15 protein-coding genes and 1 tRNA gene are annotated in these 17,138 nt (G+C 66.9%); 5 read left to right on the forward strand and 11 right to left on the reverse strand.

Annotated elements, in window-relative coordinates:
- Positions 1-14 precede the first annotated feature (14 nt).
- From C454_RS10315 to C454_RS10325, 3 genes are read right to left on the reverse strand one after another with little or no spacing between them, the layout of a single operon-like run.
- The gene (locus C454_RS10315) at positions 15-1,013 is read right to left on the reverse strand and encodes a metal ABC transporter permease (RefSeq protein ID WP_004975302.1); all 999 of its coding nucleotides are present in this window, start codon (positions 1,011-1,013) and stop codon (positions 15-17) included.
- A complete protein-coding gene (locus C454_RS10320; RefSeq protein WP_004975303.1) occupies positions 1,010-1,852 on the reverse strand; it encodes a metal ABC transporter ATP-binding protein in 843 nt (280 codons plus the stop codon). The genes C454_RS10315 and C454_RS10320 overlap by 4 nt, the downstream gene beginning before the upstream one ends.
- Complete coding sequence (locus C454_RS10325) at positions 1,849-2,952, reverse strand: metal ABC transporter substrate-binding protein (RefSeq protein ID WP_004975306.1); 1,104 nt, start codon at positions 2,950-2,952, stop codon at positions 1,849-1,851. Before C454_RS10325 ends, C454_RS10320 begins: the two co-directional genes overlap by 4 nt.
- A 187-nt stretch (positions 2,953-3,139) precedes the next feature.
- Here C454_RS10325 and C454_RS10330 point away from each other — a divergent pair, with 187 nt between their 5' ends.
- The 4 genes from C454_RS10330 to C454_RS10345 all read left to right on the forward strand — a co-directional run bounded on the left by C454_RS10330 (position 3,140) and on the right by C454_RS10345 (position 4,567).
- Positions 3,140-3,379, forward strand: a complete 240-nt coding sequence (locus C454_RS10330) for a glutaredoxin family protein (protein ID WP_004975309.1) — start codon at positions 3,140-3,142, stop codon at positions 3,377-3,379.
- Positions 3,376-3,909 (forward strand): cob(I)yrinic acid a,c-diamide adenosyltransferase, encoded by a 534-nt coding sequence (locus C454_RS10335; RefSeq protein ID WP_004969720.1) that lies wholly within the window; start codon positions 3,376-3,378, stop codon positions 3,907-3,909. Before C454_RS10330 ends, C454_RS10335 begins: the two co-directional genes overlap by 4 nt.
- Before the next feature lie 260 nt (positions 3,910-4,169).
- Positions 4,170-4,421, forward strand: a complete 252-nt coding sequence (locus C454_RS10340; RefSeq protein WP_004975312.1) for a hypothetical protein — start codon at positions 4,170-4,172, stop codon at positions 4,419-4,421.
- Between the two features lie 71 nt (positions 4,422-4,492).
- Positions 4,493-4,567 (forward strand) — tRNA-Val (locus C454_RS10345).
- Between the two features lie 218 nt (positions 4,568-4,785).
- Here the strand turns inward: C454_RS10345 and C454_RS10350 are convergent.
- A complete protein-coding gene (locus tag C454_RS10350; protein ID WP_004975315.1) occupies positions 4,786-4,974 on the reverse strand; it encodes a DUF7511 domain-containing protein in 189 nt (62 codons plus the stop codon).
- Entirely contained in the window at positions 4,974-5,123 is a 150-nt protein-coding gene (locus C454_RS20920) for a hypothetical protein (RefSeq protein ID WP_172795796.1), read from the reverse strand. Before C454_RS20920 ends, C454_RS10350 begins: the two co-directional genes overlap by 1 nt.
- Before the next feature lie 500 nt (positions 5,124-5,623).
- On the opposite strand from C454_RS20920, the gene C454_RS21360 reads away from it, so the two are divergent.
- Positions 5,624-7,138 carry a DUF7282 domain-containing protein gene (locus C454_RS21360; RefSeq protein WP_004975318.1) on the forward strand — a complete coding sequence of 505 codons (1,515 nt, stop codon included), beginning with the start codon at positions 5,624-5,626 and terminating at the stop codon, positions 7,136-7,138.
- Positions 7,139-7,222: 84 nt separating this feature from the next.
- Here C454_RS21360 and C454_RS10365 read toward each other — a convergent pair whose 3' ends face one another.
- The 6 genes from C454_RS10365 to C454_RS10390 form a co-directional block, all read right to left on the reverse strand.
- Complete coding sequence (locus tag C454_RS10365; RefSeq protein WP_004975320.1) at positions 7,223-7,594, reverse strand: hypothetical protein; 372 nt, start codon at positions 7,592-7,594, stop codon at positions 7,223-7,225.
- An 80-nt stretch (positions 7,595-7,674) separates the two neighbouring features.
- Entirely contained in the window at positions 7,675-8,379 is a 705-nt protein-coding gene (locus tag C454_RS10370) for a haloacid dehalogenase type II (protein ID WP_004975322.1), read from the reverse strand.
- A gap of 120 nt (positions 8,380-8,499) precedes the next feature.
- Entirely contained in the window at positions 8,500-10,290 is a 1,791-nt protein-coding gene (locus tag C454_RS10375; RefSeq protein ID WP_004975324.1) for an Ig-like domain-containing protein, read from the reverse strand.
- A gap of 3 nt (positions 10,291-10,293) precedes the next feature.
- Positions 10,294-12,465 carry a hypothetical protein gene (locus C454_RS10380; protein WP_004975330.1) on the reverse strand — a complete coding sequence of 724 codons (2,172 nt, stop codon included), beginning with the start codon at positions 12,463-12,465 and terminating at the stop codon, positions 10,294-10,296.
- Positions 12,466-12,469: 4 nt separating this feature from the next.
- Entirely contained in the window at positions 12,470-14,602 is a 2,133-nt protein-coding gene (locus tag C454_RS10385; RefSeq protein WP_004975331.1) for a type II secretion system F family protein, read from the reverse strand.
- The gene (locus C454_RS10390) at positions 14,592-16,787 is read right to left on the reverse strand and encodes a type II/IV secretion system ATPase subunit (RefSeq protein WP_004975338.1); all 2,196 of its coding nucleotides are present in this window, start codon (positions 16,785-16,787) and stop codon (positions 14,592-14,594) included. The genes C454_RS10385 and C454_RS10390 overlap by 11 nt, the downstream gene beginning before the upstream one ends.
- Between the last annotated feature and the right edge of the window lie 351 nt (positions 16,788-17,138).

Consider the following 17,138-nt stretch of genomic DNA (forward strand, 5'->3'; position numbering starts at 1 on the left):
AAACGCGAGCGACGTTACAGGTCGGAGGACTCGATACTCCCCAGTTCGGGCGTCGCGTCCTCTCCGGCGCGCGCCTGCAACTTACCGACGGCGACGGAGACGACGTAGATGCCGACCGCGAAGAGGACGATGACGCCCCCTGCGGTGGCCTCGCCGTAGTAGGACGCGCCGATGCCGAGGAGCACGGCGAGTTCGGCGAGAACGACGGAGACCAGAAGCGACTCGGAGAAGCTACGGGAGACCTGCGCCGCGCCCGCGACGGGGACGACGAGCATGGCGGCGACGAGGATGACGCCCATAATCTGCATCGCGCCGACGACGACCAGCGCGGTCAGCATGACCATCACGCGGTTGTACCACGTCACCGAGATGCCCGAGACGGCGGCGGCCGTCTCGTCGAACGTCACGTAGAGCAGTTGGTTGCGCGTGAGCGCGACGGTGCCGACGATGACGGCGAACAGCACGAGCAGGATGGCGGCGTTCTCCGCCGAGACGGTCGAGAGGTTGCCGAAGAGGTACTGGTTGATGCCGACCGCGAGGCCGCCCGCGTTGAGGCTGATGAGGACCGTGCCCAGCGCGAACCCGGTCGAGAGCACGATCGCCATCGACACGTCGTTGTAGGCGTCGGTCGCCTCGGAGATGAGTTCGATGAGGAGCGCCGCGATGACGGCGACGACGACGGCGGTCAGGTACGGCGAGACGCCGAGGCTGAACACGCCGTTGAGAAAGAGCCCGATGGCGACCCCGGCGAAGGCGGTGTGGGCGAGCGCGTCGCCGATGAGCGCGAGTTGGCGGTGGACGAGGAACGTCCCGATGAGCGGAGCCATCACGCCGATACAGAGGCCGACGAGGATGGCGCGGTGCATGAACGCGTAGTCGAGGAAGCTGAGGCCGGTCGCGTCGCCGACGGCGAAAAGCAGGTCGGACCACAGCGCGAGGACCCAGTAGAGTGGCGCGAGGACGGCGTCCAACGGCCCCGCCTGCAACGCGGCGAACAGTTCGACGGGTATCACGCGCGACCACCGCCCGAACCGCCCGCGAACGAGGCCGCCGTCCCGAACGCCCGCGCGAGCGCGTCGCTCTCGACGAACTCGTCGGTCGGACCGTCGAAGTAGACCTCGCGGTTGAGACAGACGACGCGCCGGGCGTGGTCGGTGACCGCGCCGAGGTCGTGTTCGATGAGGAGAATCGTGATGCCCTCCTCGTTGAGCGCTTCGAGCAGGTCGTAGAAGGCGTCGACCGACTCGGCGTCGACGCCGACGGTCGGTTCGTCCAAGACGAGCAGGTCCGCCTCGCCGGCGAGCGCGCGGGCGATGAAGGCGCGCTGGCGCTGGCCGCCGGAGAGCTTCGTCACCCGACGGTTCGCGAAGTCGGACATCCCGACCGTGGCGAGCGCCTCGTCGACGATGCGGTGGTCCTCCGCGGAGAGTCGACCGAAGCCGACGTGGGGGAACCGCCCCATCTTCACGACCTCGCGGACCGTGATGGGCATCTCCTTGGAGGCGCTGGCGTGCTGGGCGACGTAGCCGATTCGCGCGCCGTCGTCGAAGGCGTGCGAGGGCTCACCGAACAGCCGCGCGGTCCCCTCGTCGGGCCGGAGCAGGCCCAGGATGAGCTTCATCAGCGTCGATTTCCCGGAGCCGTTCGGCCCGACGATGGCGACGTACTCGCCGGGGTCGATGCGGAGCGAGATGTCCTCCACGACGGGCGTCGCGGTGTACCCGAACTCGACGTCCGCGAGTTCGACGAGCGGGCCGGACGAGCCGCGGCCGTCGTCGGTGGCGTCGTCGGCGACGCCGGTGTCGGCGGACTCAGCGGTTTCCGCGGACTCGCCGTTCCGGAGGGCGCTCATTCGAAGTTCCTCCACGCGTCGGCCCAGCCGTCGGGGCCGACCTCTTCGGGCGACTTGTTGCCGAGGACGACCTCGAACGTGGGCATGTTGATGTTGTACGCGATTTCCTCGTATCCCCAGTCGTTTTCGACCCAGTCCTCGCGGACGCCCGCGTAGGGGGTGACGGGGAAGTACGCCTCGACGGGCGTCTCGGCGATGAGCTGTTTCGCGGGGCGGCGCGTCTCGAAGACGCCCGCGCCGATGTACTTGATGTCGTTTTCCTCGATGACGCGCTTCGCCTCGGTGATGTCCGAGGGCTTCACGTCGCCGCTGGCGGCGAGGTTGACGACGAGCGGGCGCATCTCGACGCCGTAGCGGACGCCGATGTACTGGAAGGCGTTGTGGGCCGCCAACTGGACGACCTTGCGCGACGCCCGGTCGAAGATGTCCTGGTAGTCGCGGTCGATGCGGTCGAGCACGTCGGCCTTGTACGCGTCGGCGTTGTCGCGGAAGGTCTCTTCGTACTCGGGGGCGAGTTCGACCAGCCCCTCGGTGATGTTGTCGACGGCGGTCTTGGCGCGCCGCGGGTCGAGCCAGAAGTGGGGGTCCTTCCCGCGGCCCTCGCCGACGCCCTCCTCGTCGCGGTCGAGGCTCGCGGCGAGTTCCACGAGTTCGACGCCCTCGCGGACGTTGATGAGCTGAGTGTCCACGTCGTCGTCCTTCAGCGTCTGGATGGCGCGGTCGGCCCACGGCTGGAAGTCTTCCCCGACGTGGACGAACGCGTCGGCCTCGATGATGTCGCGCGTGACGCTCGCGTCCGGCTCCCAGCCGTGACCGTGGAGGCCGGTCGGAATGAGGTTCTTGAGCGTCACCGGCGTGTCGGCCGCGACCTTGCGCGCGAAGTCGTAGAAACTGAAGAACGACGCGACGACGACGAATTCGTCTTCCGACTCGGACCCGCCGGAGGCGTCGTTCGAGCCGGTGTTCGAGCCATCGCTTCCGCTTCCCGCTCCGCCACCGCCGAGACAGCCGGCGAGGCCGGCCGTCAGCAGACCGGAACCGGCCGCGACGACCGACCGCCGAGAGAGTTTGGGGTCGGCCGAATCTGCGTTAGTGTTCATCACTATGTGAGATAGATACAGGCCACCATATAGATTTGTTGCTCTAAGGTTGAATTTTGACGTGTCTAATTCATCGCGTGGCGAACCGCAACGGCTCGCGGGACACCGACGACGCGACGGCCGAGACGCGGCGGTCGGGCCCATCGGCGTGCAAATCTCTTTGAGTCGGCGCGCCCAACGGCGGGGCATGGGAATTGAACTCTACGCGCTCGACGGCTGTCCGTACTGCGAGAAGGTCCACGACGCGCTGTCCGAGGCGGGCGTCGACTACGAGACGCAGTGGGTCGACGCGCTCCACTCGGACCGAAACGAGGTCAAGCGCGTGAGCGGCCAGCGCGGCGTCCCCGTTCTCGTTGACGGCGACCGCGGCGTGACGATGTCCGAGAGCGAGAACATCCTCCGGTTCGTCGACCAGACGCTGGCATGAAGATATACACCGGCCGCGGCGACGAGGGGATGACCGACCTGCGGGACATGACCCGCGTGTCGAAGACGAGCCACCGCATCGAGGCCTACGGGACGGTCGACGAGGTGAACGCCCTCGTCGGGACCGTCCGCCCGACCGGCCACGACGACGTGGACGACGTGTTAGAGGCCGTGCAGAACCACCTCCACATCGTGCAGGCCGACCTCGCGAACCCCGACCCCGACGAGGACGACCCGCAGATAGCCGCCGACCACGTCGACGAACTCGAAGCGTGGATAGACGAGGCCGACGAGGAACTCGACCCGCTCACGTCGTTTATCCTCCCCGGCGGGAGCGAGACGGGAGCCAAGCTTCACCACGCCCGCGCGGTGTCGCGGCGGGCCGAGCGCCGCGTCGTCTCGCTCGCGGCCGAAGAACCGGTCAACGAGGAAGTCGTCGCGTACCTCAACCGCCTCTCCGACGCGCTGTTCGTCTTCGCGCGACTGGTCAACAAGCGCGACGGCGTGCCCGAGGAGTCGCCGACGTACTGAGTCCGAGCGCCCGCTTCACCCGCCGGAGTCGGCGCGGTCGCTCACGAGGATAATGGGACCAGGACGGACGAATCGTGCCCACGGTATCGCCGTCCCGGAAAGGGGCCAGACGCTAACTGGAACCGACCACGAAGCGTGGCCTGCGTTCCCAGTTTTAGGTATGCCTAAGAATCACTAAAGTGTATCGCTCTTTCCCAGACAAATGACTCTCGGTAACACGTGACATAATCGTTTTCTCGTCGCCGTGGCTATCCAGAGGTATGAACCGACACTTCACCGACGCGCGGTACTACTTCCGACGGGGATTCGAGCACCTGTACGCCGGTCTGGACGAGGAGACGGCACCGCTCCGTCGCCGCCTCATGGCGGCGCTCGGGCGCGAGGTTGAGGACGAGGAGGAGTCCGAGCCGCAGACGCGACGGGAGCGCGTCGAGTACGGCGCGCGCCGGGCGGCGACGCGGAGTCGACGGGCCGCCGGGCGGGTTCGCCGTCGCGTGCAGCGACCCGAGTAGGCTCGTTCGTGCCCCGAATCGGGGCACAACGTAAGTCTTAATTGGCGGCGCGGAAAATCGAAATCGTAGTCGGGTTGGTGGTCTAGCCAGGTTATGACGGCTCCTTCACACGGAGCAGGCCGGCGGTTCGAATCCGCCCCAACCCATTTTCTGATTCCTCGCAACGACGAGCGACAGCGAGGAGTCCGTGGAATCGAAAATTGTCACGGCGGATTCGAAGCAGGGAGCGAACGAAGTGAGCGACCGAGGTTCGAATCCGCTCCAATCCATACCACACAACAACGAGCGACAGCGAGGGGTCCGCGGTGCTAAATCGGACACTAGCAGTCAAACACCGAAAACAGAAACGCCGCCCGCCGAGCGCCTACGCGATGTCGTCGAGCGAGACGGCGCTTCCGCGGTCGACCGTTATCCACGAGGTCGTCAGCTCATCCGACTTCGGGGAAAAAACCGTCAGTTCGGTCGGGTTCTCCGGGTCGTCGTAGATGCATTCGAGGTCGAACACCGGCGCGTCAGCCAACTCGTCGGAACTGTGTGGTGCGGCCGTGCTCATCAGATGGATACGTCCGTCTTGCAACTCGCACACAGCGCGTCGGCGACCGCCTCCTTCGGGACGGACGTCCCGCATCGAGGGCACCGCGAACGGGTGCGCGAGTACTCCGTGTACGGTGCAATCCGCGAATTCTCGTTGGATTCGCTCATACACGACCAAATAGGACACGAGTACAAGAAGTTTTGGATATTACGAGTATAATTACCCAAATTCGAACTCGTATGTAACGACAATTCTGATTGTATTGCCCACTCCTCAACGTCGAGAGGAAAATCGGTACCCGGGTGGGAAGTCGGGTGTGGCTACTCGAACGACACGCGGAACAGCCAGCGATTCGACACCGTTCCGTTTTCGAAACGCTCAGCCGACCCCGTCTCTCAAACTGTCAAGAACTTCGAATAAACGAGAAGCTACCACGTTAGCTTCGGCGACCGACTCGCTTTTCTGACAGTTAAATCGTAGCGTCTCGCGTGAAACATCGTGTTTCGCGAACTGTTGCAGAAAAACTAGTCAACAAGCCCCCAGTATCGAAATCAGAGACAGACTAACCGCCTATACCATCAGGTAAGTTGACAGCCGTCACGCGAAACTATTGAAACTATCTCGTCAGCTTTTGCCCGCGGCGTCGGTAGATTGTCATCGCAGACACATGAGCACACGAACACGTATCGCCGGCGTTCTCGTCGTCGTCGCCCTCGTCGCGGCGGCGGCGACGGGGACCGGTTTGGCGGCGTCCGACGGCGTACAGTCGGTCGCCCAGCCGAACGCGCCGGCGGTCGACACACGGCAGGCACAGGTACAGCAACAGACACAGACGCAGATGCAGGCGGAGTACTGCACGTATCCGAACAACGCGACCTACGACTCGTTCGCGGTGAGCAACCTCTCCGCGCCGTCCGGCGTCGAAGCCGGTGAGCCGGTGACGGTGTCGGCGGACATCACCAACCCGAACGACGTGCCGATGATTCAGTGCGTCGAGTTCCGGCTCGAGGGCGACGTGGTCGTCCGAACCGGCTGGGCGCTGAACCCGAACGAGACGGAGACCATCGCGTTCGAGGTCAACACGACGGGCCTCGAAGACGGGACGTACATCCACGGCATCGAGACGCGCGACTTCGGCGAACTGACGACGCTCACCGTGGGCGAACAACCTGAGCCCGAACCCGAGGAGCCGACCGCGTCGCTCCAGTTCGACGACCAGGAGTCCGACGGGAGTAGCGTGACCGTCGCGAGCGCGAACCTCTCTGACGGCGGCTACATCGCTATCCTCGACGAGAACGGCTCGGTCGTCGGTGCGACCGACTACCTCGAACCCGGCGAGCAGGAGAACGTCTCCGTGCCGCTCCTCGAATCGCTCAACGAGAGTGCCACGCTGACTGCACAGGCGCACCTCGATACCAACGACAACCAGACGCTCGACTTCCTCACGTCCAACGGGACCGAGGACGGCCCGTACACGGTCAACGGGACGCCCGTCACCGACGACGCTGACGTGACCGTCGGCGAGGAGCCGACCACCGAAGAACCGACGACCGAAGAGCCAACGACTGAGGAACCGACCACCGAAGAGCCAACTACGGAAGAGCCAACGACTGAGGAACCGACCACCGACGAACCGACCGAAGAACCGACAGCGACCGTCGAGTTCGAAGACCAGAACTCCGACGGGGCCACCGTGACCGTCGCGAGCGCGACCCTCTCTGAGGGCGGCTTCGTCGTGATTCACAACGAGAGCGGCGACGTCGTCGGGATATCGAACTACATCGAAGAGAGCGACAGTAACATCCGAATCTTCCTCACCGAGTCGCTGAGCGAGAGCGCCACCCTGACCGCCATGGCGCATCTGGATACGAACAACAACCAACAGCTCGATTTCCTCTCGTCCGACGGCGCTGAGGACGGCCCGTACACGATGGACGGGTCGCCCATCACCGACGACGCGGAGATAACCGTCGGTGGCGAGCCGACGACTGAGGAACCAACGACCGAGGAGCCAACTACGGAAGAACCGACGACTGAGGAACCAACGACCGAAGAACCAACGACTGAAGAACCAACGACTGAGGAACCGACGACAGAGGAGCCAACGACTGAAGAACCGACCAACGAGACGGAGACTCCGCCGCCGACCGAGACGCCCATCGACAACGGAACGGAGAACTGAGACGACGACCGCCGGCCGACCCGGTCCCACCGCCGAGTCGGCTCGAACTATTTTTCACGACGACCGCCGACCGACCGGCCGCAGTCACCGACCGAGCGCCGCGAGCAGACCGTCGGGAACGGTGAGGAAGCCGAACCAGACCAACAGGACCACGAGCGCAGTGTAACCGATAGAGATGGCGAAGTCCTTGGCGAATCGTCGGGTCGTGTACGGATGCGATTCGGCGGACACCGCGTCGACAGCGCCCTTGTGGAGCAGGACGAAGCCGACCACGTTCGTCAGCCAGTAGCCGGCGACGACGCCCGGGAGGAACCAGCTTCTGGAGACGAGGCTCACCGCGACGCCGAACGCGTAGGCCAGCGGGAGGTTGACCACGAGGTCGTTCCACCACGAAAGCGGGGACAGAACGAACCCGATAGCCGCCAAGATTCCGCCTTTCACGCGCCGGCGTTCCATCCAACTAGATGAACGGCCAGCGACAATAGTATTGTGAGCATCCGGCGCGCAGTTCCCGCGAGCGGGTGCGAGCCGCGGGGTCAGTCCGCCGTCCCGCTTTCGTCGCCGACGAGCGTGTCGACGAGCGCCGTGAGGTCGGAGACAGAGAGGTCGGGCTCCGGTCCGAACGGTTCCCACGGCGAGTCCTTCCGGTCGACCCAGACGCCCTGCATCCCGGCGTGTTGGGCCCCCATCACGTCGAACCAGCCGGCGGTCGCGTGGGCGATTTCGTCGATTGGCGTCCCGGTGCGGGCGGCCGCGTGGCGGTAGAGTTCCGCGTCGGGTTTGAACACCCCGACCTCGTCGGCGCTGACGACCCCGTCGAGGAGGTCGCGGATGTCGGCGTGGTCGACCATCGAGTCGAGCATCTCCGGGTTCCCGTTCGAGACGACGTAGCAGTCGTAGCCGGCGTCGCGGAGGCGGCCGACCGCGTCGCGCACGTCGTCGAACACGTCGAGTTCGTGGTAGACCGAGAGAATCTCGTCGCGCTCGGTCGCCGAGACCGACGCGCCGTGGGCCTCCAGCGCGTACTGGAGCGCCGCGCGGTTGACCTCGTAGAAGGGCTCGTACTCGTCGATGTGGTTGCCGACGAAGGTGTATTCGAGCGACCGCGACCGCCAGAGCTTCGAGACGGGTTCGGGGTCGTCGACGCGCTCGGCGAGCGCCTTCTCGGCGGCGTCGACGTCCACGAGGGTGCTGTACGAGTCGAACGTGACCGTCGAGACGCGGTCCGGGTCGAACGACATGCGCGACCCTACGTCGACGCGGGTGTTAACGATGCGGCGGTCGTGCGAACCCGGCGGGAAAAAAGACCGAAGAATGGGGTTGGCGCTCCTGACGAGCGCGGCGGGAGGGAAGCGGCCTACTCAGTCGTCCTCCCAGAGGGTCACGAGGACGACCACGTCCTGCATGTCGAAGGCGTTGCTCCGCGTGTTCGTCGTGCCGAGTTCGAACAGGAAGATGGCCTGGTTGCTGTCGAGCGCCATCGTCTCCCCGTCGTCGCTGATGTAGGGGGCGACGAACTCGGCGGCGTCGTCCTGTCCGTTGTAGCCCTTTATCTCCGGGACCGGGTCGCCGTCGCGGAGGACCGCGACCTGTCGGTGGTCGACAGACGAGTCGGCCGTGACGTAGCCGTCGGCGGCGGCGACGATGGAGAGGGCGTCGCCGGCGTCGCCCGCCACGCTGAACGAGTGCGACACGCCGTCGTTCACGTTGTCCCAGTCGGCCGGGTTGTGCGACGCGCCGTCGACGACGAAGGTGACGGAGACGGGCACGTCGTACCACCCGTTCTTGATGGCGCTGCCGAGCAGTTCGAACTCGCCAGTGAAGTCGTCGGAGGGGACGACCTCGCCGTCGTCGATGGTGAAGTCATCCTCGGGCTCCGGCGTCGGGGTCGGCGTGGGTGTTGGCGTTGGTGACGGCGTCGGCGTTGGAGTTGGCGTCGGGGTCGGGGTCGGCGTCGAGGTGACGACGTTTCTGACCTCGTAGGTCTCGCCCATCCCGCGGACTTCCAGCGGGAAGGTGACGGTCGCGCCGGGGCCGGACGCCCCGTCGAGGGTGACGGTGACCGTGTCGTGTTCGATTTCGGTCACGCCGTCGGGCGCGGTGTACGTGAAGCTCGCGCGGCCCGACTCGTCGGTGACGGCGGTCGCCCCGTCGGTGGGGGCGACGGTGCCGCCGAGCGAGGTCGGCGATGCGACGGTCAGCGTCGCGCCCGCGGCGGGCGCGCCGTACCGGTCGAACGCGCGGACGACGAGCGTCTCGCGGCCGCCGGAGGGGACCGCGGCGTCCTCGCCTTCGACCGCGATGGCGTAGGCGGCGGGGTCGGGTTCGACGGCCTCGCCGACGCCGAGGCGAGCGACGCGGAAGTCGTAGCGGACGCCCGCGTCGAGTTCGATAGTGACGACCGCGTGGTCGCCGCTGGAGACGTAGGAGACGACCCGCGCGTGGGGCTCCTCGGCCATGAGGTCGACCCACGCGTCCTCGGAGAGGTAGGTCGGCACCGAGATGTGAACCGGGTCGGTGGCGCTGTAGACCGGCAGCGACTCGGTTCGGACGGAGACGGGCGCGAGCGCCACGGTGTCGCCCGCGGTCGTGTGGCCGTCGAGGTCGCCTTCGAAGAAGACGAGCGTGACGGTCGTGCCGCGGACGAGCGACTGGCGGTGGACGACGGGGGTGCCGTCGGTTTCGAGGTACGAGACGCCGCTTTCGAGCACCATCCGGGCCTCGTCGCGCTCGGCGTAGTCGGGTTCGTAGACGATGGCCCCGGTCGCGTAGGTGTGCGTCGAGCCGTTCCAGAAGACCCGCTCGGGGCCGACCGCGGAGACGCCCGTGACGGTCACGGCGTCCGCGCCGGCGACCCGGAACGTCCCGACGCTGTCGGGCGGTGAGACCACGAGGTAGCGCTCGGGGTACGACACGTCGGAGTCGACCGCGACGCGGCTGCCGGCGTCGACGCCGGAGGCGCGGAACACCTGCGAGTCGAGCGACGCGAGGTCGGTCGAGACGCTGGCGCTGTGGTCGGCTTCGTCGCCGGCGGTCCAGACGGGCGTGCCCGCGAGTTGGACCATGGCGATGACCGACACGACGAGGCCGAACGCGAAGACGAGCCCGAGGATTTCGGACACGCCGCGGGAGTCGAGAGAGAGGCGAGACACGGCTCAGACCTCCACGTCGGGCGCGTTCAGTTCGGGCGAGTCCTCGTCCTCGATGGCGGAGTCGGGCAGGTAGATGCGGGTCGCCGCGGTGATGACCACGTCGTCTTCGGCGGAGATGGCGGCCTCGCGGCCGCTGACCATGCCGCTGTCGGAGGTTATCTCCACGTCCGTCTTCGCCGAGGCGATGTTCGCGCCGACGACGAAGATGTTGCCCTCGGCGTCGACGAGGATGTCGCCGTCGCCGAGCATGACCACGCCGTTGAGGTTGACGCCGCCGCGGGCGGAGTCGATTTCGAGGTCGGCGTTGTCCTTGACGCCCGAGAGGCCGGCCCCGGCGAGGTCGACGCCGTCCGCGCCGTCGATGCGGACGTCGCCCTTGCCGCTGATGTCGGCGCTCCGGGCGCTGACGAAGCCGTTCGTCGAGGTGACCGAGAGGAGGTTGCGGTCCTGCGTGAGCGTCACCCCGGCGTTGTCGAGGTCGATGTCGCCGCCGGCCTCGATGGTGAGGTCGGCGTTGCTGCCCTGCGTGACCGACGCGCCGGAGAGGTCGATTTCGTCTCCCGCGGTCACGTCGATGTTCTTGCCCGAGACCGAGGTGACGCTCACGCCGACCGCGGCCAGAGAGCCGCTTCCGGCGTCGATGTCGATTCGGCTGTTCGAGCCGGTCGCGACGACGTCGACGTGGAGCGAGACCCCGTCGCCCGCGAGGGTGATGTCCTCGTCGGAGACGATGGTTCGGACGCTCGGCGGGACGACGAGCCGGTCGGAGCCGGCGTCGTAGACGATGTCGCCGCCCGTGCCGGTGTTGTTGACGCGGTAGTCCGCGCCGTCGAACTCGCCGTTGCCGTCCACGTCAGCGTAGACGAAGCCGGGGTCGCCGATGGCGGCCACGAGCCCGCGGAGCGGGTCGGTGACGCCGCCCTCGCGGAGCTGCACGTCGAAGGTCACGCGGTCGACGTTCGCGCCCGCGGAGTCCTCGACGACCACGTCGAACTCGTCGGAGACGACGCCGTCGACGCTGCTCGTCGCGGTGTAGACGAACGTCGCGCGGCCGTCGCCGTCGGTGACGGTCGAGATGGTGCCGGTGTCGCGCGCGACGATGCGCCCGCTCTCGGCGGTCAGGCCGGGGCTGGCCTTGACGACCGCGTTGGGGACGGGGTTGTTCTGCGCGTCGCGGACCTCGACGACGGCCCGGTGGGTCGCACCGGGCGGGACGACGGCGTTGTCGCCCGCGACGTCGACGATGTAGGCGGGTTCTTGGAGCGCGCCGGGGGTGTCGATGCCGACCCGCGAGAGCCGCAGGTCGTACGTCTTGCCGGGCGCGAGTTCGACCGTCAGGGTGTTGTAGTCGGCTCCGGTCGCGTAGGCGATAGAGCGGACGTTGGGTTCGTCGGCCAGCAGGTCGCGCCACGCGTCTTCGGAGAGCCGAGTGGGGACCGAGATGGTGATGGGCGTGCCCGCGTCGGTGACCGTGATGTAGTCGGTGCCGGCGCTCAGGGGGACGACGCTGAAGGTCGCCGCCTCGCCCGTCGCGGTGTCGATGTCGCCTTCGAGGAAGACGAGAGACACCTTGGTCCCGTCGACGAGCGACTGGGTCGCGCCGACCTCGCCGCCGCCGTAGGCGGTGTACTGCGCGGTCCCCTCGTGGACGAGCGAGGGTTCGCTCTGGAGGTACCGGTAGTCGGGTCGGTAGACGAACTGCTGGGTGTCGAACGCGTGTTCGGAGCCGTCCCAGTAGGTGCCGGTCTCGCCGGTCGCGACCGCGCCGGAGATGCGGGCCGTCGCGGGGTCGGTCGTCCGGAGGCTGCCGGAGCCGGCGGCGGGCGAGACGAACAGCGCGCGGGTCGGGTAGTCGACGCCGGCGTCGAGGGTCGCGCGGGTCTGCCGGCCGTCGACGGCCTTGGCGACGCTCTCGTCGAACGCGGCGAAGTCGGTCTCGGCCGCGGTGAGGTGTTCGAATTCGGTCTGTTGGTTCCACGCGGGGACCGCCGAAACCTGCACCATCGCGACGAGCGAGACGACGAGCGCGAACGCGAGCATCGTGCCGAGGATGGCCGAGGCTCCGCGGCGGTCACCGCGGAGGTGCGAGCCGCGGCGGGCCTCGCCCGCGACGAACCCGCGCAGTACGTGCCTGAGGGGCGATTGCGTGTGTTGGTTGGGAGTGTTGTGAGTCATGGCCTTACACCAGTGCGAAGGCGACGAGCGCCAGCGCGGACAGTCCGAGGGCGTACTTCAGCCCGCTGAGGGCGCTGTTGTCTGCCAGTTTTCCGGCGAGGAGTCCGCTTCCGACCGCCTGAATCAGCGCGGAGTGGAAGAACACCACGTGGAAGTTCGCCAGCGGCACCGACGAGATGCCGATGGGGAGCGACTGTCCGTCCATCGACGCGGACGCCGACGGCCCGGTCATCTCGGCGAGGGGGCCGAGGTAGCTCGCACCGAGCATCAGGATGACGAACAGGTAGACGAAGTACCCGATGACGACGATGGCGATGTAGGAACCCATCGCGCGACGGCGGGACTTTTCGAGCTTGTACCGGTTGCGGGTGTCCTCCGCGGCGACGCTGAGGACGCGCGAGAGGTCGCCGCTGGTGCGGCCGCCGCTGGCGATGAGCCGGATGACCCGCGAGAGCTGCGGGACGTTGAGCCGGCTGGCGAACGCCATGAGCGCCGAGTGGGCGTCGTGGTTCCAGCGGATGTCGTTGCGGAGCGCGCGGAGTTCGTCCGCGAGCGCGCCGTTCGACCACCGGGAGACGAGCGCGAGCGCCTCGACCAGCGAGATACCCATCTGGTTGGCGCTCGACAGCAGGTTCAGCGTGTCGGGGAAGCGCCGTTCGAGCGTGCGCTCGCGGCGGGTCCGAAGCTCGTGGAAGACCGTCAGGGGGACCGCGACGATGGCGAACGGGAGGACGACGAACCAGACCGTCGTGTTGTACGGGTTCGCGAGCATGGCGTCGAGCGTCGGCGTCGCGAGGCCGAGCACGAAGACGCCGACGACCGACAGGACCGCGAGGGGCACCGTGACGACCGCCGAGAGGTACGGCTGGCGGCGCATGATGTCGAGCGGGTCGCCGACGAGCGTCCGAAGCTCGTACACCGCGTTTTCCCGGCGGTAGTCGTCGAGTCGTTCGTCGACGAAGCCGCCGTCGGAGGCGACCTTGCCGCCGCCCCAGCGGGCCTCGCGGGCGCGCTGGACTTCGCGGCGCATCGCGCCGAGGAAGTTGGCCACGACCGTCCGAATCTCTTCGAGGACGGTCACGTCGTGTTTCGTCCGGACCGTGTCCTGCGTGTACGGCGAGGAGAGCACGTCCACGAGGAGCAGGAACAACGCCATCCCCAGCGGGAAGATGAGGTAGTTCAGGGCGTACAGCTGGACGAGCGTGTCGCCGCCGAGGAAGCTGATGACCATCAGGGTGACGATGAGCAGCAGCGGCGCGGCGACGAACGCGGCGACGAACACCTCGGAGAGCATCGACAGCGTCTCGATGAAGTCCTCCTGCTCGTCGCGGGCCTCTTCGAGGTACGTCGCGGACTCGCGGTCGAGGAAGGCGGTCACATCGCCGCCGGAGTCGAGGACCGAAAGGAGGTCGTCGAGGAACTGCTCGAAGTTAATCGAGGGCGTCAGGTTCCGGGAGTTGCGGAGCGCCGTGAACAGGTCGTTGCCGAACAGGTCCATGTCGCGGGCGATCATCTCGAACTCGCGGGACACCTCGCCGTAGTCGGGCGCGTCGGCGACGGAGCGGATGACTTCGAGGAAGCTCATCCCGCCGTGGCTGAGCGCGTACATGTAGACGATGGCGTGCGGGAGCAGGATGTCGATGCTCCGGCCGCGCATCTCGGCGCGGCTCTTGGGGAGGTAGTACCGGGCGTAGTAGGTCCCGGCGGCCGCCAATCCGCCGACGAGGCCGACGAGGGCCGCGCCGAGGATGGGCACCTTGTAGGGGAGCAGGGGAACGACGTACTGCGCCGCGATGCCGAAGCTCACGGGGCTCGACGCGTTCGCCAGCACGCCCGCGCGGGCGAGGACGAAGGTGAGCGCGAGCCCGACGAGCGAGCCGAACACCGCGGTGACGAACGCCAGTTTGAGCGACTGCGTGAGGTACAGGTCGTAGGTCGTACCCACGCGGGTCTGGTTCAGCCAGCGCTGGAGGTCGCGGTGGCCCGCCGGGTTACGCTTGAAGTACGTGCGGACGTACCCGTAGCGCTGGCGGAGCCGCTTGACCTCCTCGGGCGACTCGTCGAAGTGTTCGCGCGGGAAGTACTGCTCGACCTCGTAGTCGGGCAGGGGAACCGAGGACGACGAGTCAGCGGGCATCGTCGGCCTCCCGGTCGTCGTCGTCGCTCACGGCTTCGTCCGCGTCCGAGGCGTCATCGGCCGGCGCGGGGCCAGCCTCCGCGATATCGTCGAACTCGGTGGCGTCGTCGCTGTCGACGACTTCGGAGTCGTCAGCGTCCGAGGCGTCGTCAGCGACGGCATCGGCATCGTCATCGCCGACGACTTCCCAGCCATCGGCGGCAGCGTCAGCGTCAGCGTCAGCGTCGCCGTCGCCGTCCGCGCCGTCGTCCAACTCGATGTCGAACAGGTCAGCGAGCAGGCGCTCGGTCTCGGGCGAGACCTCGATTTCGTCGTCGTCGAGGTCGTCCCCCGCGGCGTCGTCCTCGTCACCCTCGTCGACGGAGACCAGCGAGGTCTCGGCGTAGACGTGCGCGAGGAGGCCTTCGCGGTCGCGCTCGAAGCGGCGAATCATCGCGGAGACCGTCAGGTAGTCGTCGACGCCCGAGGCGGCGATGTACCGGAGCACGTCGGCGCGAACGTCGAGTTCGTACTGCAGGTCTGCCTTGGTCCAGCCGCGCTCGGCGGCGATTTCGTCGAGGACGACCGAGTCGCCGACGCGCTCGTGGGCGTCGTTCTCGGGGTTGCGCTTGAACACGTCGCGGAGTTCGACCTCGCCGTCGTCGTCGACGCCGGCGATTTCGGTGACGGCGATGTTCCGGCGGGTCCGGTCGCCGTCGAGGTGAATCTGCTTTTGCACCGAGATGATGTCGAGGTCCGAGAGCATCTGGGCGGGCACGCCGAGGGGCTCGTTGCGCATGCGGTGGACCACGCCCTCCGAGGAGTCGGCGTGGAACGTCGTGTACGCGGTGTGGCCCGTGGCGATGGAGTGGAAGAACGTCAGTGCGACGCGTTCTTCCGTGCGAATCTCACCGACCAGCAGGTACTCGGGGCGCTGTCGGAGCGCGGCCTGCAGGAGCGCGTACATCGACACCTCGCCGCGGCCGTCGGCCGTGAACGTGTCGCGGGTGACGGACTGAATCCAGTTGTCGTGCGGGAGGGTGATTTCGCGCGTGTCCTCGATGGAGACGACCTTCGCGTGGCCGGGGACGAAGAAGGACACCGCGTTCATCGAGGTGGTCTTCCCGGAGCCCGTGCCGCCCGCGAAGATGAGCGAGCGGTTGTTCTCGATGGCGAGCCAGAAGTACGCCATCTGCTCGACGCTGAAGGTGTTCCAGCGCACGAGGTCGACCGGCGACAGCGGCACGTCCGAGAACTTCCGGATGGTGAAGTTCGACCCGCGGGTGGCGACGTCGGAGCCGAGAGTCAACTGGACGCGGGAGCCGTCCGGGAGGCTCGCGTCGACGAGCGGGTCGGAGACGGTCACCTGCTTGCCCGCGCGTTGCGCGAGGCGGATGGTGAACGACGAGAGGTCGCCGTCGTCGAAGACGACGTTCGTCGGCACGTCCCGGTAGACGCTGTGGAAGACGTAGACCGGCACGTCGTCGCCGTCACAGGAGATGTCTTCGATACCCGGGTCCCGCATCACGGGGTCGATGCGGCCGAAGTGGATGAAGTCGCGGAGCAGGAAGTAAAACAGCTTCCAGAGCGACCCCTCTTCGACCGTCGCCGCGTGTTCGGTGATTATCTCGCGGGCCTCGTCGTCGAACACGTCCTCGCGGTCGCCGTCGGCGTCGAGGTCGCGGTACAGGAGGCTGTTGCGCAGAATCTTCGTCAGGTCGTCGCGCACGAAGTCCTCGAAGTCGTCGAGGCGCGGTTCGCTCACGTGGTACCGGTGTTCGCGCTTCTCGTGGTCGTACAGGATGGAGACGAACGCGAAGGGCTTGTTCACCCAGTAGTGTTCGACGGCCTCGACGCCCTCGAGGAACGAGAAGTCGAAGAACTGGTCTTCGATGAACGCCTCCGAGGGCGTCGGCGCGAACGCCGTCTCGTCGTCGATTTCGGCGAAGAACGCCTTCACCTCGCGGAGGACGGCCTCCCGGAGCGTTTCCGGGCGGTCTTCGTCCGCCGCTTCGTCGTCGGTGGGGTCTTCGACGGGGCCGTATTCGATGCGGTCCGACGCGGGGACCGGTAGTTCACTCGCGCGGGCGGCCATCGCCTCCGGACCGGTCGTGGGGACCAGTTCGGCGGTGCCGGCACCGTCTGCTCGGAACGATTCTTCGCCATCGAGGCGGTCAGTCTGGGAGTTCTTGTCAGGAGACGCCATTCTCTGGAAATACTGAACGGTAGGAACGGCTGTAAGTATGGTGCGACTAGATGAGCGAATTCGGCCGGTTAGGCCCGAACTACCGGCGTATTCCGGAATTCATCTGGTCCGTTCTCGACGGGGAATCGAGGTGGGGTGGTCACCAACCCCGCCCGCGAGAGAGTGGCAATTGAGTTACAGTATTCGGCCGCGCGCACCGTTCACGGCCGACGCGTCGGCGAGAAACGACGATATTCAGCGTAAGAACAGTGTTACCAATAGGCACAGGCCGTCTGTCGTCGGAATTCCATCCTTCAGCCCCGTCGTGGCCTTGCGATTTCGGTCCTTCCTAGCGGGTGGAAACGGGACGAA

Source organism: Haloferax gibbonsii ATCC 33959, assembly GCF_000336775.1.
Taxonomy (GTDB): Archaea; Halobacteriota; Halobacteria; order Halobacteriales; family Haloferacaceae; genus Haloferax; species Haloferax gibbonsii.